Here is a 26,327-nt window from a genome sequence, read left to right as displayed (position 1 = left end):
AAATTATTTTCAAATTCAATAGATTAAATCGATAACTATGCAAAAATATAGTTTTTGCTGAAAAGCCAATCAGTTTTAACAATATTTAATATTAAAATATGCTTAAAATCATATTCAAAATGACTGATACTTGCAGTTTCCGGATGAATTCCCATTAAAAAATAATAATCCAAACTCAAAATGCCTATATAAAATTACAAACTATAAATGAAAAAATTAAAATTGAAGATTAAAATATTCTTAATTCATCAAAAAACCGCCTCAAAACTGAGGCGGTTCAAGTTTCATATTACTTAAAATACTATTCTTTAATAATTTTTACAAGCACTTCAGAGTTGTTAATTCTCATCAGATATGCTCCAGATATTAAAGAAGAAAGATCCGTTTTTTCATTTTCAAACTTACCCGATTTTACCAGTTGTCCGGACATGTTGTAAATCTGATAATAGTATTCCTTGACATCATTAGGTTTTATGTAAAGAACACTTTTCACCGGATTCGGGAATACTGTAAACTTATCTTTTGCAACAATTTCTTCAATTTTTGTTTTAGCAAAAGTTTTAGACGCTTTTTTTAATGCATCTTTAGGGACAGCAACAGCATTGGGATCATATCTTCCTATCTCATTGCCATTTCCGTCATATTGAATTTTGGCACAGCGACATGACATTGCTGCCTGCGGATAGTGCGGATATCCTGTCTGGAAGTTAAACTCTCCTGAAGATGCAATATCAAAAATCATTCCTATACCCGCTCCTGAGTAAACATCAGAAGGAGAAGCTGTCCATATTCCGGATTGATTAAATCTCAATCTGCTTGTACCGTCAGCTGTGACTAATGTAAGATCTTTTCCTCCCTGAAAACCTCTTATTCCATTATTTGCAAAGTTGCCTATTGTGAATCTGCTGTTATTAAATACAAATCCAAATCTTGTAGCAGGATAGTAGGAGATTGAAGAGATACTTCCCGGATAAAACTGGTTAGCAGGAGAATAGGCGTCTCTTTTTGCCATGTATACCGCTGCTGGTGCCAATCCATACTTCGTTGAAGTTTGATATCCATTGTAATACCATGGATTATTTCCATGAGAGAATGACCAATAATTGTAAAAATTAGATAATTGTGGCATTGTAGAATATACGGCGGCAGAAAAGGTATCCGGAACTCTCCATCCTTCAGGACAAGGATCAAAAGGCGATTTTACTGAACCATGTCCCCATCTGTCTGTAAATTGTCCGGTTTCATCTGAAATCCAGTCTTTCACTTTCTTGAATTGATTGGTTTCTGTAGAAGGATTCTGGTATAGGTAATACAGCGGATTATTGACCGAATACTGCAATATCTTTTTAATCTTATCCTTTTTAGAATCTGCAGAAGATAAAACCGAAGAATAATCTACACTATATTCCTTGGAATAATTTGCCTTATAAGAATTGTCATCTATAATTCCGGAATAAGGAATTATCCCATTATTGATAGCGCCATTTTGTGCACGAATGGTATATCTGGCCATACCTGCATACTGTGTTAAAGTAATTCCTGTCACAAAATTATAATTTCCCCCGGGATTAAAGAAAACCGGAAGAGGGTCTTTTCTTCCCCATTGGAAATGCAATCCTCCACTTTTGCTGATCTGCGGAATAAAGCTATAGTTATAACTTGCTCCGGCTACCGGCTCATCTGGAAAACGCATTAATGCTCCTAAATCTCTGTCCATAAAAGTAGTTTTCAGTGGAGCGCCTATACTTTTTACAGGATTAATAAATGCAGTGTTCGCAACATTCATGATACCTCCGTTAGATAAAGTCTCCGTTTCATAATCCAATGATGATACCGCTGTTTCCGGAGACCAGATATGCCAGCTCCAGATAACAGGATCCTGCATTTTGCCATTGGCCCACTGTCCTGAATCACCCAAATGGAAAGCTACAACACCGTTACCGGATTGGTTTTGATTTAAAGTAACTTTTAATTTGGCAGTTTCTTTTGTTCCGTCAATGATTTCTATGTTCTGAATCAAATTGACATTGGTGGTCCATACTACAGATGCAGATTTAATATTTCCTGATGGAAAATCTCCCGTAGTACTTAGATGCAGCTTGTGCATTGCATAGGCTTTACTCAAAGGAATTTCAATGATACGGTCTTTTTCAGCTTCTGCTACATTTAAACTACTGTTTGTATATTCTACATAACTGTTAGGGCTTTTCGTCCATTCTTTTAAAGTCGGAAGGGTATACTCTTCCGATGGAGTACTGATGAATTCCGTAGCGAATACAGCAGGCATATAAGCATTGTTAGGATCCTTAATACATCGTATTCCTGATGTTTCGTGTGTGTTACCATCATGAGATGTAGAGGCAATTCTATACCATCCGAAGTAAGGCGGTTCTTTGATATTCGCGGGATCGGAGATATAGGATAAACCTCTGGGTCCGTACCATGGTGCTGCTCCCGATCCGCTGGAAAAAGTTGAAGATCCTAAAGATCCGTCCGATGAGCCATCCTGATATAAAAGGCTAGGTTTTACAAGTCCTGAAGCAGAAGCTGCTGCAACACCTGTGATTGTAACGTTGTTAGGGTAATATTCATAGTTTCCGTTAATAGGAATAAGTCCTAAATCGCGTCCGGAAACTCCTTTAAAATCAAATCCTATTCCCGGATATATCTTGATTCCGTTAAATCTGGTTGATGAGGTTCCTGGGTTAGACGTGAAACTGTCTTCATCGCCTGATCCTCCCAATCTTCCCCAAGGAGATGAGCTGTTCGCAGTACCTATAGTAGCATAGTAGGAAGGTACTCTCCAGTTGCAAGGGCATGGATCATAGGGTGATTTCATAGCATAACGCATACTTTCTTTGGCAACAAGAGTATCGCTGGAGTTATTGTTGCTCACTTTACCACCACGGGTGTCACCCCAAAGGTCCCATGAAACATTCAATGAAGAATTTGAGGTATCAAAAACCTTATATTTCTTTTTAGAGAACCAGGTTGTACGGCGCTGTAGGTACCAGGAATTATTATCATTCTGTACAAACATATCTTCATCATTATTGTTAACTGTTTCCCCTTTTTTCTTTATATATAGTGGCGGAATAATAAGATTGATCGGGTTTTTTATAGAATACCTGATATTTCCATTGGGAGTGTCGGACCCTGTATTTTCCTGAGCAGAATACAAACTGCCTCTGAATTTCACAGGCATTTTTGATGACCCTGCAGGTAGAGTAACGGCTCCTTCATTTCTGATCTTTCCTACTTCTCCGGTAATTTCATACATGGTACCGTCTTTATATACTAAAGCAGGAAAAGGATCTTTTCTTCCCCATTGGTACTGCAGTCCCTGAGATTTATGCCAGTTATTTCCCAGAAATCCTGCATTGGTTGCCCCCAGGTTTCTGTCCATCCATTTCCAGTCTGTAACGGGATGTCCATCCTTATCTTTTTCGAAACCAAGGTGATAATCGCTTCCGTTTGTAGGATCATCGGTTACCCAAACATGCCATGTCCAATATATTTCATTATTTACTTTGTAGGAAACTGATGCATTTCCGGTAAGTAATTTATTGATCATCACTTTAATCCTCGCATTTTCTCCTGAGCCTTCAAGGGATACGGATTTTATAAGACCTGCTTCATCTTCCCAGTATAAACCTGCAGCTTCTGTTCCGGCAGGAATACCTGTATAATTTTCATTGTCATCTTTCATAAATTCCCCACCGCTTTTCCACATCGCATGGGCTTTCTTGACAGGAATGTATAAACCGTCAATGCTGTTACCGTTGTTATCTTTTCCTGTGAAAATATAACTGTTGGGAGCTTTGGTCCAGTCTGCGTGATCAGATTCCGCACCCGGATTTATAGTGTAACAGGTAGTTGGGCAGTCTTCTGTGGTAGGGTTTCCGAAAAGGCCTACATATTTTATAAATTTATTGATTTCGGTTTCTATATCGATCAAAGGTCTTGATGGACCGTTCCAGCTATTGATGACTTTTCTGTTGCGAATAGCACCAACACCATACAATGAAGCCTGAGAAGTATTGCTTAACGAAAAGTTTTCCGAACCAGGCCCTCTTTGTTTGTTATTAAGTGGAGGATAGCCAAAATCATTAGTTGTATTATAATTACTTGTAGCCGTAAGAGAAATGTATTGTCCGTTGCCTTTATAGACTCTTAATCCGGTGACTTTACTGATAACAATGACAACGGGTTGCTGATTGGTAAAAACATCCCCCAGCTTTTCATTGATGTAATTGTAGAGATTATAATACCTGTTAAGAAGAGCATTAGAATTTGTAAAGTCTAAATAACCCCTGCCCCAGGGTTCTCCACCCTCTTCAGGAGGTAGGAACCAGTTGCTGAAATTAATGAAAAAACTTTCATTTGAGAATTTTCCGGCAAACATATATACCGGATCATGATAGGAAAACTCAAAGGGACTCGTATCACTATCCTGGTAGATAAATTTCTGCGAACTGGCGATCGTGGAAAGACTGTTGGGATTGGTGATATTAATAATAGGTGAGTTGGTATTGGAATTATCCAATGTTGCATTACCCTGAAAAGACAAAACAATATTATCTAATTTTTTTGTCAGATGTTGAGAAGTTACCCTGTCTTTAACTCCCGAAACAGATCCATTGGAGTTATATAAAACAGTTCCGTCTTTTTTAGGGGTAAAGAGAAGAGTATACTGGTTTTCATCTAAATCGCAGTTTCCATAGGTATAATTGGCCTTTTTATAGTGCTTGACTGTTTTTTCCCATGTGATGGACTGCCAATTGGTAATGCTTGCGTCTGAACTGAGTTCAACTTTTACAGAGTGAGTACTCGAAGTTGATTCAGGAAGCTCGAAATTAGCGGTAAGATCCTCATTGTAATCATAATTGCCTGCAAAGGTTTTGCACCATACAGATACCCAGTTATTTTGAGCATCTTTGTACTTGATGGTTACCTTTACATCTCCAGCAGTATTAGGCTTTTGAAAGTTACCTTTCATTGTAACTAATCCCTTTTCATTCACATTCTGTGAAATGGCGATAAGTGGATCAAGATCATAAATGCTTGGAGGCAAGGGTATTCTATGATCAGGCTCAGTAATTCTCTCATGGAGCTTGGGGACAAGAATAGTTCCCGAAAAAGCATGAGACGATGCAATGCAAAAGACTGCAGCAAAAATCTTTAGTGTCGATTTTTTTTTCATACGTATAAAATTAAAAGTGTGTTTTTTCGAAATAGGAGAGACGACAGCCCGAATGAAATAACAGTCAATGATATCAATACAAATTTAGTGATGATGTTTGGTTTTTTTATCCCAACTTGATCAGCAACTGAACGTTCTGTAATAGATAAAATAAGTGCTGTTTTTAATTTTAGGCTATATCTGTGCGTTAAACCAGATTCCTGACCGGATAAGTTTTTGCATTGATGAAAAATGAGGCAGTACAGAAACATGCATCATGTTGAAGCTGTGAGTTTTTTTCATGTGTTGTGTTTTTATAAGTTTTTGTTGTGTTTTTGAAATATTTAAAATTTAAGACAAACTTTAGTGTTTAAAATTTCTTTAACAAAAATGGATAAAATAATTTTCCCCCACAATAGAAAAATTGACTTTTTATGAAAAAAAACTTCTGTAGATATAAATCTATAGAAAGAACTTTTATACTTTATTGTTGATGTATGCCTCTGTCGCTCTTTCTGTTGGGGTAATTGTTCCTGGATTTCCAAGGACTACAGAATTTGCCGGAACATCAAAATTAACATAAGAATTAGGGGCAATTAAAACATTGTTTCCAATCGTAATCCCGCCTACGATGACAGCGTTTGCTCCAATCCATACTTCATCACCAATGGTGGGAAAACCCTTTAATTTTCCACGATTTTGCTGACCTATGGTTACGCCTTGAGCAAGGTTACAGTTTTTCCCAATTTTAGCTTTAGGATTGATGACCAGGCTTCCCCAGTGTCCCAGGTAAAAACCTTCCCCAATTTCAGTTTCAGGATAGATCTGGTAGCCGTATTTTATTTGATAATGTCGGAGAACCAGTTTCCAGAATATTCCTAAAACTGATTTGCCGCTATATTGTTGAGCTTTTCTCAGAATATAAATAAAATGCAGGTTCGGATTGATACACTTTTTCCAGATCTCAAATGAAGAGAGCCATTTTCCGCTTTCCCTGTAAAAATCTTTTTGTATCACTGTATAACCCATTCTAAAAATATTTATAATTCGTCAATAATTTCCTGAAGTTTCGCTACAGATTTCTGCAGAACAAAAGGCAGATCAGCTGCCGCAATTTCTTTTTCGTAACGGCCTGCAAGGTCCGGATCCGTAAGGAATTTTTTCATTCCCTCACAGATCCCGTCCTCTGAGTTGGGAGTAATAATTCCTAATTTTCCTTCCTGAAGTAGATCTTTTATTCCGGAAACATCTGTCGATACAACAGGCTTATTCAAAATTAATGCTTCTGCAATAATAGTAGGGAAGCCTTCATGTCTCGAAGACATCACATAAAAATCAGCTTTTTTCAGGTAAGGATAAGGATTGCTTCTGAAACCTAACATTTTTACCGTTTCCTGAAGCCCTAAATGATTAAGTTTTGTCTGAATATTTTCGTAATCGAAACCATCTCCAATAATGATGATCTGATGTTTTAATCCCTCATCCATCAGTTTTTTATGGACATCCAGAAGCCTGTCATAGCCTTTCTGTGGATAAACCGTTCCAATGGTTATGAAAGTTGGGATTTCATTGGAAAAAGGATAATCATCGATGGCAGTATTTGCCTTATTTAGTGTATCTGTTTTGTCAATGGGGTTAAAGATTTTAATAACCGCTTTCTTTTCTTTATCATTCCGGGCCACCTTCTGCATTTCTTCTTTCAGTTTGTTGGAAATAACCAAAATTCGGTCGAATTTGAAAAGCTGTCTGATCACATCCGGAGTATATTCTTTCAGATTAAAAATGTCATTCTGTATCCAGATGATTTTTTTTGAATCCTTTTGCGGACTAGAAAGCAACTCCCGGTACATCCCATGAATAGCTGCTATTTCTACATCATATTTTTTATTTTGAAGTACAAATTTATAAAGTAGAGAGGGAAATAGCAGAAACATTTTCTGATAAAGCACTCTGAATGCTTTCACCGGAATTTCGTGAGGCTTATTGGTTGTGATCATTTCCCCTTTAATCAGGTAGTGCAGATTGACCCATGATGGGACTTCCTTAATATACATTCCTGTATAAAGGTTAATCAGCAGGTCTACATCATATTTGTCCTCAGGAAGATTTTTGAGAAAGTTGATAAGAACTTTTTCAGCACCACCATGGCGTAGGGAACCAATTCGGATCAATATTTTTTTCTTCAAAATAATAGATATTATTTATTTAGTCTTTTTTTTAATTGTAGCAGCAATTGATACTGTTTGGTTTTAAGTAACAAAAATAAAACTTTCCGGTAATAGCCGGAGTATAGAAAGTGATTTTTATCAATAGTTGCTTTTATCTTACTCATGCAGATATATGAATCTTCCTTATTGAGTTTTTTTCCTATAATGCCTTGATCTATGCAGGCTTCAATTATGTCCCAATCAACCTGATAAATATATTTTTTTATTTTTTTTCCTGTTTGTTGATGATGGAAAAAAATAAAATCCGCTATGGCAGAGTGTAATATGAATAAAGAATCAAAAGAATGTTTGGTTCTGCTTAGAGAATTCTCTGTAAATTCATAATGATAGAGCGCTGCATTGATAATGTTTATAGCCTGAATTTGTTTGATATATTCCAGGAAAAATATCAAATCTTCCCCATAGCTCACTTCGCTGTTAAAAGTGATATTGTTTTTTGTTATTATTTCTCTTTCAAAAAATTTCCCACACGGACCTCCGAAATATAATAAATTATTGCTGAGAAATAATTCTGTAAAGTCGTTTTGTAGGTTATAGGTTTTATAGTGTAAGTTTCTGGGCTTATCCCGAATAACATTCTGAAGGAGTAAAATGTCAGATGATACATAATTGTCAATAAAAACCTGAAGATAGTTTTTTTCAACCCAATCATCAGAATCAATGAAACAGATCGTCTTTCCTTTAGCAAGGGAAATTCCAATATTTCTTGTATCGCTCACCCCACTATTCTTAACTTTATCAATGACCTGAATTCTTGAGTCCTGTTCAGCAAAAGAATTCATTATTTTTAAAGAATCATCACTGGAGCCGTCATTGATTAAAAGCAATTCAAACTCTCTGTAAGTCTGCCCTAAAATGGAATCGACACACTGATGTAAAAAATCAGCAGAATTATATACAGGAACGATAATAGATATATGGATGCTTTTTTCTAAAGGATTTTTTCCCATTGCTGTATTATTTTTTCTTTCTTCCATGTATTGGATTCAGCATATGAAGACTGTATAAGACTGTCTAATAATTGATCATTATTGATAAGGAGTTCAAGTTTTTCAGCAAATAGTTGTTGGTTATGCAAAGGTATCAGAAATCCATTCTTTTCGTTAATGATATCAGCGGGACCAAATTCGCAGTCATAGGAAACAATAGCATTGCTGCAAAACATGGCCTCAACCAGTGCTAAACCAAATGCTTCGCTTAGGGAAGTGAATGCAAATATTTTAGATTTTCCTAAGAGTTGAGATATTTCATAGGGGTTCTTTATTCCCAATAGAAAAATAGTATTTTCTAAATTATTATCTTTAATATACTGTGTAATGTTTTGTCTTTCAGGCCCGTCTCCGATAATTTGTAATTTCCAATCTGACGTTTTCTGGGTGTCATGAAATATTTTTACCAGTTCAATGACATTTTTTGTTTTATCTAATCTGCCTACAAAACTTATAATATTCTCTTTTTGATCAATTGTAATAGACTTTTGCTCCTCAAAAATTTCATCAATCATATTCGGAATAAAAAAAGTCTTATTAAGTCTTTCGTAATATGCTACAGAAGGTTTATTGATACAGATAATGCTCTTAAGCTTTTTATAGTTCTTCCTTAATAATTTATCATATAATACACCGCCAACACGAAAGGAAGAGTGTTCCCAGGCGATAGTTTTTTGACTGATATTCTTTTCACCGGAAAGCATTGTAGAAAGTTTATACCAGCAAGAAACAATGGTGTCATAATGATGATGATTTTCTCTAATCCAATCTTTTAAAACAACATACGATCCTAAATCATAGAAATAGGAATGAATATTATATATTTTAGGAATGAATTTGTATTTCTTATTGATATGAGTGGCAAATTTTGAGTATTTATTTGCAAAAGAATCTATATAATATTTGGTGATTTTTGTATTGACAGGATAAAAATCCGGATGGGTGTCCATTAAGAAAAGAATATCCACATCATATCCATTTTCAACCAGTTCTGAAGTCAAATTTGTGAGTACTTTAGCCACCCCGCCAATTTGTATATTTTGATAATATACAAATAGAATTTTTTTTCGGTTCATTATGTTTTTTGTGTTTTTATCTTATTCTTCTGGCTTTTTTAAATTTATAGGGGAGGTTAGCCTTAATATATTCATCTAATTTTTTTCTGTCTTTTTCAAGTTCTCTTGGATATACAGGACTGCTCTTCAAAACAATGTCGCCGTAATCTTCTATTGTGCAAAGGAACTGAGCCGGATTGCCAATGAAAACGGTGTTGTCAGGCATAGACTGTGATAAAACTGAATTGGCCCCCAAAATGCAATTGTTGCCGATCTGTACATCATGAGTGATTACGCAATTAATACCGATTGTACTGTTATTCCCGATTTTAATTCTTCCAAGAATTCTGGCATCCTCATAGCCTGGAAGTTTTCTCAGAAGGGTAGTCGTACCTCCATGATTTACAAATCTTACCCCTGCAGCGATATTTACATCATTACCTATTTCAATGAGATAAGGTTCAGTCCCAAAATAAATTTTGTCCGGCATATTGAAATTTCTTCCGACTTTCATACCATGAAATTTAGCAACTTCAAGGTTGGCCTTATTGATAAAGCCGTGACAGACGGAATATATTTTCAGTACGATTCTGAATATGAAGATCATTATTGTAAATTTGTTGTTTACTTTTGCAAAGAAAAAGAATTTATATGATAAAAGTTTCCAAAATAGAATATTATTTGCCTCAGCAGGTTCTTACTAATGAGGATCTTGAGAAAGAATTCCCTGAGTGGAGTTCAGATAGAATCCATGATAAGGTGGGTATCAGGCAGCGCCACATTTCCTCAGACAGCGAGACTGTACTGGAGCTTGCAGTAAAGTCTTCAGAAAAACTTTTTGAGAATTATGACAGAAATAAAGTAGATTTTATCCTTTTCTGTACCCAAAGTCCTGACTATTTTCTACCAACAACTGCCTGTATACTCCAGGATAGGCTGGGACTTCGGAGAAATATTGGAGCTATAGATTTTAACTTGGGCTGTTCCGGATTTGTTTATGGACTGGCTTTTGCTAAAGGATTAATTGCTGCCGGTATTGCAAAAAGTATTTTACTGATCACATCAGAAACTTATACAAAGCATATCAATCCTAAGGATAAGGCAAACCGAAGTATATTTGGTGATGCATCAGCATCCGTAATTGTAGAGAAGTGTGCAAATAGCAAAGATTATCAGTTCTGTCTTGGAACAGACGGAAGTGGTGCTGAAAATCTTATTGTAAAAAAAGGAGCTTTTAAAACAGATTTTGAACTGAATCCTGAAAATGATTTTGAACCGGAAAATCTTTACATGAACGGACCTGAGATTTTTAATTTTACAATTGACAATGTTCCGGGATTGGTAAAAGAAACTTTAGAAACAAACGGCCTCACGATGGAGGATATTGATTATTTTGTTTTTCACCAGGCTAATTCTTTTATGTTGAATTACCTAAGAAAAAAAACTAAAATACCGTCAGAAAAATTTTATATTGATATGGAATATACAGGCAATACCGTATCAGCAACGATTCCGATTGCCCTGAAAAATATGATGGATAAAGCAATACTTAAAGAAGGAGACCGTATATTGATTGCCGGTTTTGGAGTAGGATATTCGTGGGGAGCAACGATACTTGAAATTTAAAGAATAACATAAATATTAAAATAAAGAATATGAAGACATCCGTTTTTTTAGAGAAATTACAGGAAGAATTAGAAGAAGACGAAACACTTACACTTGAAACGAACTTGAAGCAACTGGAAAGTTATGATTCTATCAGTCTGCTTTCCGTGATTGCATTTGTTGATGAAAATTTCGATAAGAAAATTGATACAAAGCATTTTAAGGATATAGAAACTGTTTCTGATCTTATGAATATTATCGGTAAAGAAAATTTTGAAGATTAATGAATCAGTTTTCTTTAAAAGATAGAATAATTCTTATTACAGGCGCTTCTTCCGGTATTGGAAGAAGCTGTTCTGTAGAATGCAGCAGGAGTGGTGCCCATCTTATACTTATAGCAAGAAATGAAGAAGAACTGCAGAAAACGGTATCGATGCTGACTCCTGGTACCAGAACAGAAACCATTATTGCAGATATTACGAATGCTGAAAACCTTGAAGAGCTGATCGCTGATAAAGTATCAATCTTAGGTAAGATTTCAGGATTTATCCACTGTGCAGGAATAGAAAAAACACTTCCGTTGAAGAAGCACACCGCTCAGATTTATACAGATATTTTCGCCGTTAACGTTATTTCCGGTTTTGAAATTGCTAAAATCCTGTCCCTGAAAAAATATAAAAACGAAACGTCTAGTTTTGTCTTCATTTCTTCAGTAGCAGGAGTGGTAGGAGAGATTGGAAAGGCGGCTTATTCGGCAAGTAAGGGGGCGGTAGTTTCAGGAGCACGTTCTCTTGCGATGGAGCTGTCACGAAGTGGAATAAGGGTCAACAGCGTAAGTCCAGCAATGGTACATACGCCGATATTGGAAAAAATGTTTGAAAATATTGGTGAAGATGCTGCTGGAGAAATTCTTAAAAAACATCCATTGGGAATAGGACAACCTGAAGATGTGGCCAATGCATGTATCTTCTTACTTTCAGAAGCTTCAAAATGGATTACAGGATCTAATCTTGTCGTAGACGGAGGGTATTCCGCCCATTAATTCTTTTGATAAAGATCCTCAAGAATACTTTCCACCGTATCAAATATTTTTTGATTATCAAACTGGTCCTCTATGTTTTCCAGATTTTTTCTGATTTTAGAAAGAAGTTCATGATCTGTTAGAAATTTTTTCATAGCAGAATACATTTCATCAGTTTCATAATTGATGAGGTATCCGGTTTCCTGATCTTTAATCATCACTCCTACATCTCCGGTATTGGTTGCGATAATGGGTTTTTGAAGGATCAGTGCTTCCGCAATTACCAGGGGCCATGCCTCCGATTCGGAAGGTAAAATGAAGTAATCTGCATTTTTTACATAGGGATAGGGATTCATTCTGTTTCCTAATAAAATAAATGTTTCCTGAACACTATGTTTAGAGATCTGATCCGTAAGATTCTTCATTTCTTCGCCACTTCCTACGACCACAATACTATGATGAAAACCTTCATCTATTAACCTCTTGTGAGCATCAATAAGTTTGTGATACCCTTTTCTGCTGTGCAGTCTCCCGACGGAAACAAAAACGGGGCCTTCAGGAAGAGCTTCTATCTTTTCTTCGGCTTTTTGTTTTATTTCATCGATAGGGATGGCATTGATTACCACACTTTCCTGGGGGTATTTTAGATCAGGATAATGCTCGTGCATCAGATCTTTGATTTTTTGTGAACAATAGATTATATGGTCGAATTCCGGAAAGTTTTTAAGGATATCAGCAACCAGGGGTTGCAGAGAGAGTACGTTGATCTCAGAATGGAACCATCCAATTTTTTTAGACGCTTTGTTGCTTGAATTGATGACCGATGAAAATGCTGAATAGGTAGGAGCAATCTCGATATCAAATTTTTTATTTCCTAAAATGCGGTCTGACACTTTATTATTTTTCAAAATACGGGCAAGCATCAGCCTTCTGCGGACCAACTGCAGTTTATGGATAAGAGGGTTTTTAGAGAAATCTTCCTTCCCCTCTGTAAAGTAGACCTTTTTTACATGGGCCGGAAATTCATTTCTAAGTTCTCCCTGATTCAGATTCAGGCAGACTGTGATATCAAATTTTTCAGGATCAAGATTATGGAGAATACTGAGAACCACTTTTTCTACCCCTCCCATTTCCATAGAGCGGTGTCTGAAAAGTACATTAATTTTATTTTTCTTCATGATTAACTAAATACTTGTTGTACAAATATTTTTAATTTTTTCTTAATCCTAAAAAGAATTGAACTTTGATATTCTAGTAAACTATAAATTTCGGTAGAGTTGCTGTACTCGTTTGGGACAGCTTTACCGTTTATAGTCTTTAGATTTCTGCGTTTCATGGCATTGAAAATTACCTTTGCAAAATACTCACGGGATTTGGGTCTGTTTTCATTTTGGGAAATTCCTCCTGAATGTGTTCTGTAAAGATAGTGAGCCTCGTTGATAAACTGAACTTTTCCTTTTTCATACATTTTTAAATACAGATCCTGATCTTCAGCAATTCTCATGACGGTATCCATCTTTTCAGTCTGGTTATAAACGTCTTTTCTGAAACTCACGAAATGAACAATATGAACCGGACAATTAAAAAAGTACGGATCATTATTGGGAACACTCATTGTAAGTTTAGGAATCTCTATCGGAACAAGGTTTTCGTCACACTTTACAAATTTTGAGTAGGTAAGTACGACACTACTGTTTTTCTTGAAAATGGTAATGCTTGAAAGCAACGCATTGGGAGAAATGGCATCATCAGGATCTACAAAACCACAGATGTTACCTTCTCCAAGCTCAATGAGTTTGTTTTTTGTAACTCCTACACCACTGTTTTTTGTGTTTTCGTATATTTTGAAGCGAGGGTCGTTTCCAACTATTCCTTTTATGACTTCTAAAGAATTGTCTGTAGAGCAGTCGTCAAGGATGATAGCTTCCCAATTGTCATAAGTTTGTGCAATAATGGAATCATAGCAGGTTTTGAAAAATTTACCATTATTATAATTAGCTATCAGGATAGAAAACTTCATTGGACATATAAGTGTTTTTTGAATTAATAAATTTTTTACAAATATAAAAATTAAACATTACAGAAAAATATTTATTTTTGTGGATTAAACTTTAACACAGTGAGTGAAATAAATAGAGTTCTCAAAACATTTCTAGGGTATTTGAAAAGACCCGATCTTTATCCGGAACTTGGCCGGAAAATCATAAAAAATACAGTCAACAGAGGCAATGCCTTTAAAGGAAAGGATAAAACGAATTCCTGGGCTTCAGAAAGATCCGTTTCCCAAACGGAAGCGGTATCTAGGTTGTTTGGTCTTGATATAAGTGAGTTTAGGAACGGTTATGCAGATGTTTTAAAGACAGCTGCACAGAGGGAGCAAGATTGTCCGGTAAAAATGGGTGGTCCGGGAGCTCTGGAGCTGATTTACTATGCATGTGAATTTACCCACGCAAAGAATGTCGTGGAAACGGGAGTAGCCTACGGATGGTCATCATTGGCTTCCCTTCTGTCTTTGGTGAAAAGAAACGGGATATTGTACAGTTCGGATATGCCCTATCTGGCGCAGGACGGTGATCAGTATGTGGGGTACGTAGTGCCGGATAACCTTAAAAAAAGCTGGAAATTATTCCGTTTTGCAGACAAAGAATCACTTCCCAAAATTTTTGCTGAAAATTCTGTTTTTGATGTTCTTCATTATGACTCAGATAAAAGCTATAACGGCAGGATGTGGGCTTATGAAGTCTTATATAAACACCTCAAAAAAGGTGGGGTTTTTATCAGTGACGACATTGGTGATAATTCTGCTTATCAGGATTTTTGTGAAAAAAATAATATAGATACCACAGTAGTAGAGTATGAAGGGAAATATATTGGAGTTTTCATAAAGTAATTTTATACTTACTACATTAAAGAAAACTTTATGCTCTTTAATTCTATTGCTTTTCTCATTTTTCTGCCTGTAATTTTTATTCTGTACTGGTGTGTCTGTAATAAAAATTATAAATTCCAGAATATGCTTTTATTAGCGGCCAGTTTCTATTTCTATGGCTGTTGGGATTGGCGTTTCCTGTTTCTTCTTGTGTTTTCTATCCTGCTGGATTATTTTTCAGGTATTCAAATAGAAAACAGTAAGACAAAAAAGCAGGCCACATTCTGGCTTGTCTTAAGTATTACGATCAATCTGGGTTTCTTAGGATTCTTTAAATACTATAATTTTTTCATTGAAAACTTTGCTGAATTATTAAAAACATTTGGTTTTGGGGTCAATATGTGGATTCTAAAGGTGATTTTACCCGTTGGTATCTCATTCTATACTTTCCATGGCTTATCATACGTTATAGATGTTTACAAAAAAAGGATTCCGGCAGAAAGAAATTATGTGGATTATGCTGTTTTTGTAAGCTATTTCCCGTTATTGGTAGCAGGACCTATTGAAAGAGCAACCCATCTTCTTCCACAGATTCAGCGAAAAAGATCTTTTGATTATGAAAAAGCAAAAGATGGGGTAGCACAGATTCTTTGGGGCTTCTTTAAGAAAATGGTCATTGCTGATAATTGCGCACCCATTGTCAATGAAATATTCAATAATTACCCTACCGAAAGTGCCAGTAATCTAGTTGTAGGAGCCATTCTTTTCGCTTTCCAGATTTATGGCGATTTCTCGGGATATTCTGACATTGCACTGGGAACGTCCAGATTATTTGGTATTGAATTATTAAAAAACTTTTCATACCCCTATTTTTCCAGAGACATTGCGGAGTTCTGGAGAAGATGGCATATTTCGCTTTCTTCATGGTTCAGAGACTATCTTTATATACCTTTAGGGGGGAGTAAAGGAGGATTGTGGATGAAAATCAGAAATACTTTTATCATCTTTCTGGTAAGCGGTTTCTGGCATGGTGCCAACTGGACTTTTATTATCTGGGGTGGACTAAACGCTCTGTTTTTTCTTCCATTATTAATTGCTGAAAAAAACAGACATAACCTGGAAGTGGTGGCAATGGGAAAAATTATTCCCTCATTCAGGGAGGTTTTTAACATTCTGATGACTTTTGCGTTGACCTGTTTTGCCTGGATTTTTTTTCGCGCAGCAAGTGTTTCTGATGCCATTGGGTATATAAAAGGAATTTTCAGTCAGAGTTTATTTTCATTTCCCACTTCTTTTAACCCGGTTTTATTTGGTCTCATTTTGTTTATGCTTGGAATGGAATGGGCAAACAGAACACAAGACTATGGCCTGAAAATCCAAGAGAAAAAACCAATTATGAAGGCAGTTATTTACATTGTAGTAGCTTACCTTATATTGAATTATGCTAATTTCGGGAGTAATGAATTTATATATTTTCAGTTTTAAATGAAAAGATTTCTTTCCATATTATCTTTATTTATAGCCATAATGTTTATTATTGGCTTAATCAAGCTTGCGATAAGTCCCAACAGTAATTATTCTTATCCATTTTTAAGTGCAAAAATGGAATATTTAAAAAAGCATCCCGAATACAATCTTTACTTTATAGGGAGCTCGAAAATTAATAATCAAATTGACTGTAAATTACTTGATGCAAATGTTGAAGGTTTAAAATCATACAACTTAGGAGCAAATGCAAGTTTCAATTTAGAAAATTTCCAAACGCTGGAATATGTCCTTGAAAATCCATCTTTTAAACCGAAATATATTGTTCTTGAACTTCAGGATAAAATAAATATTACCAGATTGAACCTGAAAACAGAAAGAAGTTTTGGTGCTTTTAACTATGAAAATACAATTTTTGCAAGTCAGTTTCAACTGAATAATGACAATTACAAACAGGTTGTTCTGGCTTGGGCTTCATTTGTGCTCAATGTTTTTCATTTTAATAAAAATAGTGATGAAAAAGCTGTTCAGGAAAATTACAATCGTTTTGTTTATGAAGATCAGGGCTTTTCACCGCTGGAATACAGTGTTGTTCCAAGAACTAAAGAAAATCAATTAAAAAGGGTCATTAAAGATAGGCTTGCGGGATATCATGCAGATCATGAAAAGCATGGTTTAAATAGAGCCTTGGTTGAAAAAATCAATGAAATTGCCGGAAAATGTAAAAAAAGAAATATTCAGCTTATCATGTTTATTCCGGGACCGGCAGAACCGGATGCAAAAAAACTTGAGGTATATAAAGATAAATTCAGTGTTCCTGTCATAAGTCTTGTAGATCCGGATGAATATCCTGAATTTTACCTCTATGAAAACAGATGGGATTATGGACATTTGAATGAAAAAGGGTCTAAAATTTTATCAAATAAATTAGTGCCTTTTCTGAAAAATATTTTGCAAAAAGATATAGAGAAGTAAAAGGGCATAATGAGTGATTTAAAAGTCCTTGATTGCTTTAGTCAAAATGAAATAAATGCTGTTGAACAGCTTTCATGAATGAAGATAAGTCAGATTACCTTTACCCGATTTCTTGCAGCGATAGCCATCGTAATTTCTCATTTTAATAAGGATATGTTTGTCTATAAGACAGATTATATTTCAAGTATATTTCTAAAAGCCAATGTAGGAGTTAGTTATTTTTTCATTCTTTCGGGTTTTATTATGATCGTGGCTTATCATAAGAAAGAAAAAATCGCCTATTTTGACTACTATAAAAACAGATTTGCAAGGATCTATCCGCTATATGTTATGGGGCTGTTACTCTATCTTGTGACGAGATATTCCAACTTCAGCACAGATAAGGTATTTCTGTATCTTTTTGGTTTGCAAAGCTGGATCCCTGGAAAGGCTATGATCTTGAATTTTCCGGGATGGTCTATTTCCGTAGAGTTTTTGTTCTATATGATTTTTCCATTGCTCTATAATTATTTTTATTCCAAAAAAAATAAAAGCATCTGGGTAGCAGCTATCGTTATATGGGTCGTTACCCAGGTATTTTCCCATCTTTATGAAGCTTCACCATCTTATAAAGGGCCGCATACAGAAAGTCATGAATTTTTATATTATTTTCCGCTGATGCACGTGAGCGAATTTCTGGTGGGAAATCTTGCAGGACTGTTTTTTGTAAATAATTTGAAACAGAAAAATTATGATATTCCGGTAGTCTTGATCTTTACAGCGATTATGCTTGCCCTGATCTTCATTCCTCTTTTTTATCACAATGGACTCATGGCGTTGCTTTTTATTCCGCTAATTATTTTAATTTCCTGTAATAATGGTTTTGTAACCCAACTTTTTTCACTAAAGCCTCTGGAATATCTTGGTGAAGCAAGTTATGCGGTATATATTACCCATATTCCCATTCTTTATATCCTGAGAGAGTTTCTGAAATGGCAGAAGTATACACTAGATATCAACAGCATATTCTGGATTTACCTGATTTTTCTAATCCTTACTTCCCTACTGTTTTATCAATTTGTTGAAAAACCGCTCAGAGATTATCTTAAAAAACTAAATATCAGATAAAATCTTTATTTTTGTATCAATAAACACAATAGAAAAAAATGAAAAACGTTCCCAAAACATATATTAAGTATATCTGCACTACAAATAAAGGTTGTTCAATGACCTCTAAAAAGAATAATGGAGATCTGACAGAATTGGTGAACGGTACATTAAGGTTTTAATAAAATAAAAGAATTTATGTACAAAACTTTTTCGGAATTGAAAAAGGAACTCCGCAGAGATATTCCTCAGCTTAAGAAGATCAAAGTTGCATTATTGGGCGATACTGCTACACAGTTTCTCAATATTGCTTTGAAAGGAACCGCCATCAATGAAGGTTTTGAGTTTGAAATTTTCGAGGCAGATTTTGGTCAGATTTCAAGACAGATTCTGGATCCCACCTCAGAATATTATGAGTTTAATGCAGATTACACCATTATTTTTGAATCTTCTCATAAACTATTAAGCCAATATTATAAATCCTACGATACACAGCCTTCTTTTGCAGAGCATAAAATATCTTCTATTGAAGATCTTTACCAAAATATACAGAACAGAACCAAAAGCAGGGTGATCTATTGTAATTTTCCATCGATTAATAATCAGGTTTTTGGAAATTTTGCCAATAAAGTAGAATCTTCCTTCGTTTTTCAGTTGAATAAGCTTAATTATCTTTTGTCTGCGCAGATTGCCTTTACTCAGGATAATTTCTTTATTGCAGACCTGAATTCTATTCAAAATAAATGGGGAAGAGACTTTATGTTTTCACCTAGCATTTATGTCAATACCGAAATGGTGCTTTCACTGGATGTACTGCCCATTGTTGCCCATCACATAGCCGGCATTATTTCCTCTCTGGAAGGGAAGTTTAAAAAATGTCTGATCCTTGATCTTGACAATACAACCTGGGGCGGTATCATTGGTGATGATGGTCTTGAAAAAATCCAGATCGGAAGCCTGGGAATAGGAAAAGCATTCACAGAATTTCAATACTGGATCAAAGCACTTCAGAGAAGAGGAGTTATTCTTGCAGTATGCAGCAAAAATGATGAGGATAAAGCCAAAGAGCCTTTTGAAAAACATCCGGATATGGTCCTTAAACTAGACGATATTGCAGTTTTTGTGGCGAATTGGGATAACAAAGCCGATAATATCAGAAAAATACAGAGTATACTCAATATTGGTTTTGATTCTATGGTGTTTTTGGATGACAATCCTTTTGAAAGAAACATTGTACGTGAAAATCTCCCTGAGGTATGCGTTCCCGAATTACCGGAAGATCCGGCTGAATATCTGGAATATTTGTATGGTTTAAACCTCTTTGAAACGGCAAGTTTTTCTCAAAATGATGCCGAAAGGACAAAACAGTACCAGGTAGAGGCACAGCGTGCGGTGGATCTGGATAGCTTCACAAATGTGGAAGATTTTCTGAAAAGTATGGGAATGATCTCTGATGTAAAATCTTTTGACAACTTTTCAAAACCCCGGGTTTCCCAGCTAACCCAGCGCTCCAATCAGTTTAATTTGAGAACTATACGATATACGGAACAGGATATAGACCGTCTGATCCATTCTGAAGAGCACTATACTTTTTCATTTACGCTGGAGGATAAATATGGAGATAACGGACTGATTTGCGTGATCGTTCTTGAAAAGAAAACTCCTGAGACCCTTTTTATTGATACCTGGCTGATGAGCTGCCGGGTTCTGAAAAGAGGGATGGAGGACTTTACGCTGAATACTATCGTAGAAGCTGCGAAGAAAAATGGCTACAAATATGTTGTCGGAGAATATCTTCCTACAGCCAAAAACCAGATGGTAAAAGACCATTATGAAAGACTGGGATTTGCAGAAGACAATGAGAAATGGGTCCTTGACATAGACACTTACCAATCTAAACAAGTATATATCAACAATAAATAATAAAATCATATCTAAAAACATTATGAACAAAGATGAAATTTTAGCAAAACTGACAGGAATTTTCCATGATGAACTGGATAACGATGCCATTGTATTAAGTTTTGAAACCACTGCTGAAGATATAGAAGAATGGGATTCTCTTTCTCACATTCAGCTGATTGTAGCTGTGGAAAAAGCTTTTAAAGTACGTTTTACATCCTCGGAAATCCAAAGCTGGAATAATGTAGGAGAAATGATCGACTGTATACTCTCCAAATAATGATACTTCAGGAAAACCAGGCTTTCAAGCATCAGTTTAAAGTAGATGACCATATTTATAATGGTTTTATCTCTGTTTTTGATGACCGTAATTCTCTGCATACCGATGAGGAATTTGCAAAGAATAAAGGATTTCAGTCCAAGGTAATGCACGGCAATATTCTGAATGGTTTCCTTTCTTATTTTGTTGGCGAACTGCTTCCTACAGAAGATGTAATGATTCTTTCGCAGAACATTAATTTCAAGAATCCGGTATATCTGGATGATGTGTTAAATTTTGAAGCGATACTCACAGATCAATCAGAAGCTGTGCAGGTGAATACATTTTCATTTAAGTTCATTAATGCCAGCCTTAAAACGGTTGCTTCCGGTAAAATACAAATAAAAGAATTCTAGTGAAAAAAGTTGTTTTGACCGGAGGTTCATCCGGAATAGGTAAAGAAATCAATGTTTTTCTTTTGGAAAAAGGGTATGAAGTATTATTTACGTACTGTCATTCAGAAAGTTCTGCAAAAGAAATAGAGAATAGGTTTCCCAATGCAAAAGCATTTCATATCGATTTTACTTCCGAAGAACAAATGACAGATTTTCTGGCTGAAATTGAAAATTTTGACCCGGATATTCTGATTAATAATTATTACAGCGGAAGTTTTATAGGCACCTATTTTCATAAGACAGAAGCAGAAAAAATTCTTGAGGATTTTAAGAACAATATACTACCTACTCTTCAGATCACACAGCAATCGATTCATATTTTCCGGAAGAAAAAACTGGGGAGAATTATCAATATTCTTTCTTCGTCTATGGTCGCTCCCGCGATAGGAACATCGGTATATAATTCCAATAAAGCTTATCTGCTTCAGATGAATAAAAGCTGGGCAATTGAAAATGTGAAATTCGGTATTACCTGTAATTCTGTTTCTCCATCTTTTATCCCGACAGATTTTCATAAGGATATGGATGACAGGATGAAGGAAATGATTGTTTCGGGGTATCCGTTGAAAGATAAACTTGAAGGCGGAGATGTGGCTCATATTATAGAACTTTGCATCAACGGTGGAAAACATTTTAACGGAAACCATCTTTTTGTAGATGCATCCCACTATTAATAAGATTTTAAACAAAGATTAATGCAGTTTACCTCTATTGCTTTTTTTCTATTTTTTACCGGCGTTTTCGGTCTTTACTGGTTCGTATGCAAAAAGAATCTGAAGTTGCAGAATTTTTTGCTGCTGGCTTCCAGCTATATTTTTTATGGATTTTGGGACTGGAGATTTCTGGCTCTTCTGGTTGGAAGTTCTGCAATTACCTATTATTTGGGACCCAAAATTGCTGAGACGCATGGGAAAACAAAGAAAATTTATCTTAATACAGGTTTGGTCCTTGCTATAGGAACCCTGTTTTATTTTAAATATTTTGGATTTTTTATTGATTCCTTTGCTGACCTTTTTGATATTAAAAATAAGATCACGCTTAGTATTATTTTACCACTGGGAATCAGTTTTTATACTTTTAGAATTGTTAGTTATTTCCTTGATATTAAAAATAACAAGCTAAAGCCTGAGACAGATGCTTTGGCTCTTTTCAATTATATTGCGTTCTTTCCGAGTATGACTTCCGGACCTATTGATAAAGGGGGACTTTTGCTCCCCCAGTTAAAAAAAGAAAGGATTTTTAAAGCAGAAGATGGTGCTGATGCTGCAAGACAGATCCTGTACGGAGCATTTAAAAAACTGGTAGTAGCCAATAGTATTACGCCAATTACCCAGGGAATTTTTCAAAACTATGAAGCCCACTCTGGCAGCACAGTGGCGTTTGGTGCTATTCTGTTTCTTTTTGAGCTGTATGCGGATTTTTCAGGATATTCTGATATGGCAGTAGGATTTGCGCGGCTTCTGGGCTTTAAAATCACCAAAAACTTTGCTTTTCCCCTTTTTGCACAGAATATTGCAGAATATTGGAGAAAGTGGCATATATCGCTTACTTCGTGGCTGACAGAATATGTTTTTACACCTTTAGTGATTCAGTTCAGAGATTATGGAAAGAGAGGGCTTATCGCGGCGATTATTCTTAATTTTATACTGATCGGGGCCTGGCATGGACCGAGATTTACATTTGTATTGTTTGGACTGCTTCACGGTCTCTATTATATTCCTTTGATTGTAAAAGATAAGCTAAATAAAAAGAAAAAAATAACAGGCAACTTTCCCACCCTTACAGAATTGGGGAATATATTACTTACAATGGTAATGGTATGTTTTGCACTGGTTCTTTTTGCTGCGCCTGATCTGAAAGCTGCTTTAGGGATGTATGGAAAGATTTTCAGTATTTCACTTTTTTCTGTTCCTCAGTTTATTAAGATTAAAATATTGGGATTAATTGGGATTCTGATTCTGATTGATTGGATGAATAAAGATCAGGAACATGGGCTCGATGTCAAAAGATTAAACCCTTTGACGAGAAGAAGTTTATATGTTTTTCTTATTTTCTTGATCATGTATTACGGAGTGTTTTCCAACGGAAGTTATATCTACGAACAGTTTTAATATGAGAAATTTTTTATTTAAAATATCGTTCTATATCATTGGAGTAGCAGGAGTTCTGCTATTGCTGGGGTCTTATGCTGATGGCAATACAGACGATAATTATATGCATTTTGCCGTTGAAAAGCCTAAGAATATTATTTTAGGGGATTCAAGAAGTGTTCAGGGGATTGTACCTGATGTTTTGAAACGTAAACTTTCAGTCCCTTTTGACAATTTTTCACTCAATATAGTGCAATCTCCTTACGGACCGATTTATCTTAAAGCTTTAAAAAGAAAACTGGATCCCGATACTAAAAATGGAATTTTTATCCTGACCGTCAATCCATGGAACCTGTCACTCAATAATATTGTAAAGAAGTCAGAGGATTTTCCTGAAGAGAATTCCCCGTTTAAGAATATGTATTTTTACAATATGTCTCCCAATTACGAGTATCTGATTAAAAACTTAGACAAAAGCTGGTTTAGAATTTATCTCGACAGGGAAGAAGTGGGAAGATCAAACACTTTCCTGCATAAAGACGGCTGGATGGAAGTTCAAATTGATATGAACAAAGATTCTGTAGCAGCAAGAACAGCTGAAAAAACAGAATATTACAGAGCTATGCTGAAGAATTATACGTTGTCCCAGGAACGGATGAAGGCACTCACAGAGATCATAGACTATCTGCAACCCAAAGGGAAGGTGTACCTGGTCCGCATACCGGCTTCTAAGAATATTATTACGCTTGAAAACGGAAGATTTCCTGAATTTAACGGATTAATGAGAGATCTCTCCCATAAAAAGAATATCAAGTTTTATGATTTTTCTGACCACCCGGATGATTTTGTGTATACGGATGGAAATCATATGTACAGAGAATCCAGTAAAATTCTTACTTCAAAAATAGCCGATTCTATAAAAGCCGATGTAAGGAAATCAAAATAAATTATCTCTGAAATTAATATTATAAAGCCCGGAACGTATACTCTTGTAATCTGTCAACAGGTATTTCAGAATCATACCCCATTTCTTCGTTAGCGGGGCGTTAGCGATCTCAAAGCTCCGGTGCATCCTGCTGATGTGTTGTTTTACGTTACCAGGTACTTTGTTCTCATCATGAGCCCAGCGGTCAATTTCCTTCCATAAAAGAATCCGGGTACTTGCAGGATTTATTTTTTTGGAATCTACCAGAGTAATTCGGTTATTTTCATGAACCCCTCTTACCGCTACAGCCTCATCAAGAATTCCGGGATAAAGATCAAGATAGAAAGAAAGACGGAAAAGAAATTCGGTATCCTGATGTAGCCTTAAATTGGTCCGGAATAAGATGTCCATTTTTTGTAGTAGTGATTCTTTGCGGATTGTAAGAGCATCAATACTGAAAAGTCCGAAACTTCCCAACATATAAATCTGTCCAAGAAAAACATCTTTTGGACTATGTCTTTCATAAACGGTGGTAAGCTTATCTTCAAATAAGGAATAGTACTGCTCCTTAGCTTTTGCAGAATAATAATGTACCCCCAATGCTCCGTAAACTCCTTCCACTTCGGGTCTTTTGAAAAGTTCCCTTTCTGCATCAAAGCGGTTGGGAAGGAAATAATCATCTGCATCCAGAAAAGCAATGAAATCTCCGGTAGATTTTTCTATTCCCAAATTTCTGCTGGGTCCGGCGCCGTGGTTACCTTTGTCCGGATGCTGATAAAGTCGCACTCTTGTATGCTTTTCGGCAAGTTGAGTGCATACCTGAAGTGCATTATCCGGAGATTTATCTTCTACCAGAATCACTTCATGTACTTCATCAAATTGCAGTGCAGATTCTACGGCCTGAGAAACAAATTCTTCAGCATTGTAAACGGGGATAATTACTGAGATTTTCATTTTTTAATTAAAATTTTCTACGACAAAGATAGTATTCTATCAAGCTTTATAGCTGATTTAGTTTCAAATAGTTAATAATGTATTTTTATGCTAAGGAATTAAAGAATGTTTGAAGTTAATATTATACAACCCTGACCTTATACTTCTGTAATCAATGAACAAAAATTTGATCACCATTTTCCATTTTTTTAATTTGGGTGCTTTGGCTATTTCAAAACTGCGACGCATTCTTTTGACGTGAATTTTAGCTTCTTCAGGAATCTGGTCTTCTGTCTGTACCCAGTTGTATATTTCATTCCATAACAAAGCTCTTGAGAAAGCAGGATTTATGATATGGGTGTCTACTTTTGTGATTCTGTTATGCTCATGTACGCCTCTTATCGCAACAGCCTTATCAATACTGCCCGGATAAAGATCAAGATAGTAGGACAGACGCAGCAGAAACTCGGTATCTTCATGAAGCCTCAAATGAGATTTAAAGAGTATCTTCATCTTTTTCATTAAGGATTCTCTCCTCACTGTTAGTGTGTCAATACTGAAAAGCCCAAAAGTTCCCCGCATATGAATCAGTCCGAAAAAGATATCTTTTGGATGATGTTTTTTATAGATCGTGGTTAGCCTGTCCGCGAATAAACGGTAATACTGCTCTTTAGCTTTTTCAGAGTAATACTGCACACCGAGAGCTCCATAGACGCCTTCTACCTCAGGATTTTTAAAAAGTTCTTTTTCTGCAGTAAACCGGTTAGGAAGAAAGTAATCATCAGCATCTAAGAAGGCTAAAAAATCACCGGTTGCTTTCTCCATTCCTAAATTTCTGCTTGGACCCGATCCATGATTACCTTTATCCGGATGCTGGTATAATTTTACTCTTTCATGGTTTTCGGAGAGCTGCCTGCAGATCTGCAGGGCATTATCCGGAGATTGATCCTCTATCAGGATAACTTCGTAAACTTCGTCGAACTGAAGTGCTGATTCTACCGCGTGAGAAACAAAATTCTCCGCATTGTAGACGGGAATGATAACTGAAATTTTCATTTTCATCTTCATCTTTGGAACAATTAAAATAATTTTTGTGTTTTTATAATAGGCTACTTTCGGTCCTATTCAATTTCTTTTCACTACAAAATAAGACAAAAAATTCTGTAACTTCAATGACAATAACCGTTTTTATCGTTAAAAAAGGAATGTGACACAATCCATGGGCTTAATTTCTCTGATATTTATAGCCTGTTTTGATTTTATTGTGT

23 protein-coding genes are annotated in these 26,327 nt (G+C 35.7%); 13 read left to right on the top strand and 10 right to left on the bottom strand.

Features of this window, described 5'->3' with window-relative positions; all coding sequences use genetic code 11:
• Positions 1-301: 301 nt before the first annotated feature.
• The 6 genes from BUC06_RS04720 to BUC06_RS04695 all read right to left on the bottom strand — a co-directional run bounded on the left by BUC06_RS04720 (position 302) and on the right by BUC06_RS04695 (position 10,061).
• Positions 302-5,203 (bottom strand): T9SS type A sorting domain-containing protein, encoded by a 4,902-nt coding sequence (locus tag BUC06_RS04720; protein ID WP_073330402.1) that lies wholly within the window; start codon positions 5,201-5,203, stop codon positions 302-304.
• Positions 5,204-5,659: 456 nt separating this feature from the next.
• Positions 5,660-6,211 (bottom strand): serine acetyltransferase, encoded by a 552-nt coding sequence (locus BUC06_RS04715; protein WP_073330400.1) that lies wholly within the window; start codon positions 6,209-6,211, stop codon positions 5,660-5,662.
• 11 nt (positions 6,212-6,222) lie between these two features.
• The gene (locus tag BUC06_RS04710; protein WP_073330397.1) at positions 6,223-7,371 is read right to left on the bottom strand and encodes a glycosyltransferase; all 1,149 of its coding nucleotides are present in this window, start codon (positions 7,369-7,371) and stop codon (positions 6,223-6,225) included.
• Positions 7,372-7,379: 8 nt separating this feature from the next.
• A complete protein-coding gene (locus tag BUC06_RS04705) occupies positions 7,380-8,387 on the bottom strand; it encodes a glycosyltransferase family 2 protein (RefSeq protein WP_073330394.1) in 1,008 nt (335 codons plus the stop codon).
• On the bottom strand, positions 8,342-9,475 hold the full coding sequence (locus BUC06_RS04700) for a glycosyltransferase (protein ID WP_073330392.1): 1,134 nt from the start codon (positions 9,473-9,475) through the stop codon (positions 8,342-8,344). The genes BUC06_RS04705 and BUC06_RS04700 overlap by 46 nt, the downstream gene beginning before the upstream one ends.
• Positions 9,476-9,491: 16 nt before the next feature.
• The gene (locus BUC06_RS04695; protein ID WP_073330389.1) at positions 9,492-10,061 is read right to left on the bottom strand and encodes an acyltransferase; all 570 of its coding nucleotides are present in this window, start codon (positions 10,059-10,061) and stop codon (positions 9,492-9,494) included.
• A 44-nt stretch (positions 10,062-10,105) separates the two neighbouring features.
• Between BUC06_RS04695 and BUC06_RS04690 the strand changes: the two genes are divergently transcribed.
• Genes BUC06_RS04690 through BUC06_RS04680 form a run of 3 tightly spaced genes read left to right on the top strand, consistent with a single transcriptional unit; the run spans position 10,106 to position 12,101 of the window.
• Complete coding sequence (locus tag BUC06_RS04690; RefSeq protein ID WP_073330387.1) at positions 10,106-11,080, top strand: ketoacyl-ACP synthase III; 975 nt, start codon at positions 10,106-10,108, stop codon at positions 11,078-11,080.
• 29 nt (positions 11,081-11,109) lie between these two features.
• A complete protein-coding gene (locus BUC06_RS04685; protein WP_073330385.1) occupies positions 11,110-11,343 on the top strand; it encodes a phosphopantetheine-binding protein in 234 nt (77 codons plus the stop codon).
• Positions 11,343-12,101 carry an SDR family NAD(P)-dependent oxidoreductase gene (locus tag BUC06_RS04680; RefSeq protein ID WP_073330383.1) on the top strand — a complete coding sequence of 253 codons (759 nt, stop codon included), beginning with the start codon at positions 11,343-11,345 and terminating at the stop codon, positions 12,099-12,101. The genes BUC06_RS04685 and BUC06_RS04680 overlap by 1 nt, the downstream gene beginning before the upstream one ends.
• Here the strand turns inward: BUC06_RS04680 and BUC06_RS04675 are convergent.
• Both BUC06_RS04675 and BUC06_RS04670 read right to left on the bottom strand, forming a co-directional pair.
• Positions 12,098-13,258 carry a glycosyltransferase gene (locus BUC06_RS04675; RefSeq protein ID WP_073330381.1) on the bottom strand — a complete coding sequence of 387 codons (1,161 nt, stop codon included), beginning with the start codon at positions 13,256-13,258 and terminating at the stop codon, positions 12,098-12,100. The two genes, BUC06_RS04680 and BUC06_RS04675, sit on opposite strands and share 4 nt — an antisense overlap.
• A 2-nt stretch (positions 13,259-13,260) precedes the next feature.
• Positions 13,261-14,100 (bottom strand): glycosyltransferase family 2 protein, encoded by an 840-nt coding sequence (locus BUC06_RS04670; protein WP_073330379.1) that lies wholly within the window; start codon positions 14,098-14,100, stop codon positions 13,261-13,263.
• A 99-nt stretch (positions 14,101-14,199) separates the two neighbouring features.
• Here BUC06_RS04670 and BUC06_RS04665 point away from each other — a divergent pair, with 99 nt between their 5' ends.
• The 10 genes from BUC06_RS04665 (at position 14,200) to BUC06_RS04620 (ending at position 24,147) form a co-directional block, all read left to right on the top strand.
• Positions 14,200-14,970: a class I SAM-dependent methyltransferase gene (locus BUC06_RS04665; protein ID WP_073330376.1), complete on the top strand. Its 771-nt coding sequence runs from the start codon at positions 14,200-14,202 to the stop codon at positions 14,968-14,970.
• Positions 14,971-15,000: 30 nt separating this feature from the next.
• Positions 15,001-16,434 carry an MBOAT family O-acyltransferase gene (locus tag BUC06_RS04660; protein WP_073330373.1) on the top strand — a complete coding sequence of 478 codons (1,434 nt, stop codon included), beginning with the start codon at positions 15,001-15,003 and terminating at the stop codon, positions 16,432-16,434.
• A 117-nt stretch (positions 16,435-16,551) separates the two neighbouring features.
• Entirely contained in the window at positions 16,552-17,409 is an 858-nt protein-coding gene (locus tag BUC06_RS04655; RefSeq protein WP_139263294.1) for a hypothetical protein, read from the top strand.
• Positions 17,410-17,487: 78 nt separating this feature from the next.
• Positions 17,488-18,516: an acyltransferase family protein gene (locus BUC06_RS04650; protein WP_073330368.1), complete on the top strand. Its 1,029-nt coding sequence runs from the start codon at positions 17,488-17,490 to the stop codon at positions 18,514-18,516.
• A gap of 177 nt (positions 18,517-18,693) precedes the next feature.
• A complete protein-coding gene (locus BUC06_RS04645) occupies positions 18,694-20,418 on the top strand; it encodes an HAD-IIIC family phosphatase (protein ID WP_073330365.1) in 1,725 nt (574 codons plus the stop codon).
• Positions 20,419-20,440: 22 nt separating this feature from the next.
• A complete protein-coding gene (locus tag BUC06_RS04640) occupies positions 20,441-20,677 on the top strand; it encodes an acyl carrier protein (RefSeq protein WP_073330362.1) in 237 nt (78 codons plus the stop codon).
• Positions 20,677-21,072 carry a MaoC/PaaZ C-terminal domain-containing protein gene (locus BUC06_RS04635; protein ID WP_073330360.1) on the top strand — a complete coding sequence of 132 codons (396 nt, stop codon included), beginning with the start codon at positions 20,677-20,679 and terminating at the stop codon, positions 21,070-21,072. The genes BUC06_RS04640 and BUC06_RS04635 overlap by 1 nt, the downstream gene beginning before the upstream one ends.
• Positions 21,072-21,785: an SDR family oxidoreductase gene (locus BUC06_RS04630; protein WP_073330357.1), complete on the top strand. Its 714-nt coding sequence runs from the start codon at positions 21,072-21,074 to the stop codon at positions 21,783-21,785. Before BUC06_RS04635 ends, BUC06_RS04630 begins: the two co-directional genes overlap by 1 nt.
• Positions 21,786-21,806: 21 nt before the next feature.
• Positions 21,807-23,222: an MBOAT family O-acyltransferase gene (locus tag BUC06_RS04625; protein WP_073330355.1), complete on the top strand. Its 1,416-nt coding sequence runs from the start codon at positions 21,807-21,809 to the stop codon at positions 23,220-23,222.
• Position 23,223: 1 nt separating this feature from the next.
• Complete coding sequence (locus tag BUC06_RS04620; RefSeq protein WP_073330352.1) at positions 23,224-24,147, top strand: hypothetical protein; 924 nt, start codon at positions 23,224-23,226, stop codon at positions 24,145-24,147.
• On the opposite strand, the gene BUC06_RS04615 is transcribed toward BUC06_RS04620, so the two are convergent.
• Positions 24,139-25,080, bottom strand: coding sequence for a glycosyltransferase family 2 protein (locus BUC06_RS04615; RefSeq protein WP_073330350.1), 942 nt, complete (start codon positions 25,078-25,080; stop codon positions 24,139-24,141). The genes BUC06_RS04620 and BUC06_RS04615 overlap by 9 nt on opposite strands.
• Positions 25,081-25,170: 90 nt before the next feature.
• The gene (locus BUC06_RS04610) at positions 25,171-26,115 is read right to left on the bottom strand and encodes a glycosyltransferase family 2 protein (RefSeq protein WP_073330786.1); all 945 of its coding nucleotides are present in this window, start codon (positions 26,113-26,115) and stop codon (positions 25,171-25,173) included.
• Between the last annotated feature and the right edge of the window lie 212 nt (positions 26,116-26,327).

Origin of the sequence: Chryseobacterium carnipullorum (assembly GCF_900142785.1) — a bacterium.
Classification (GTDB): Bacteria; Bacteroidota; Bacteroidia; order Flavobacteriales; family Weeksellaceae; genus Chryseobacterium; species Chryseobacterium carnipullorum.
Note: the sequence above shows the minus strand (reverse complement) of the source record. Positions and strands in the feature narration are given on the sequence as shown.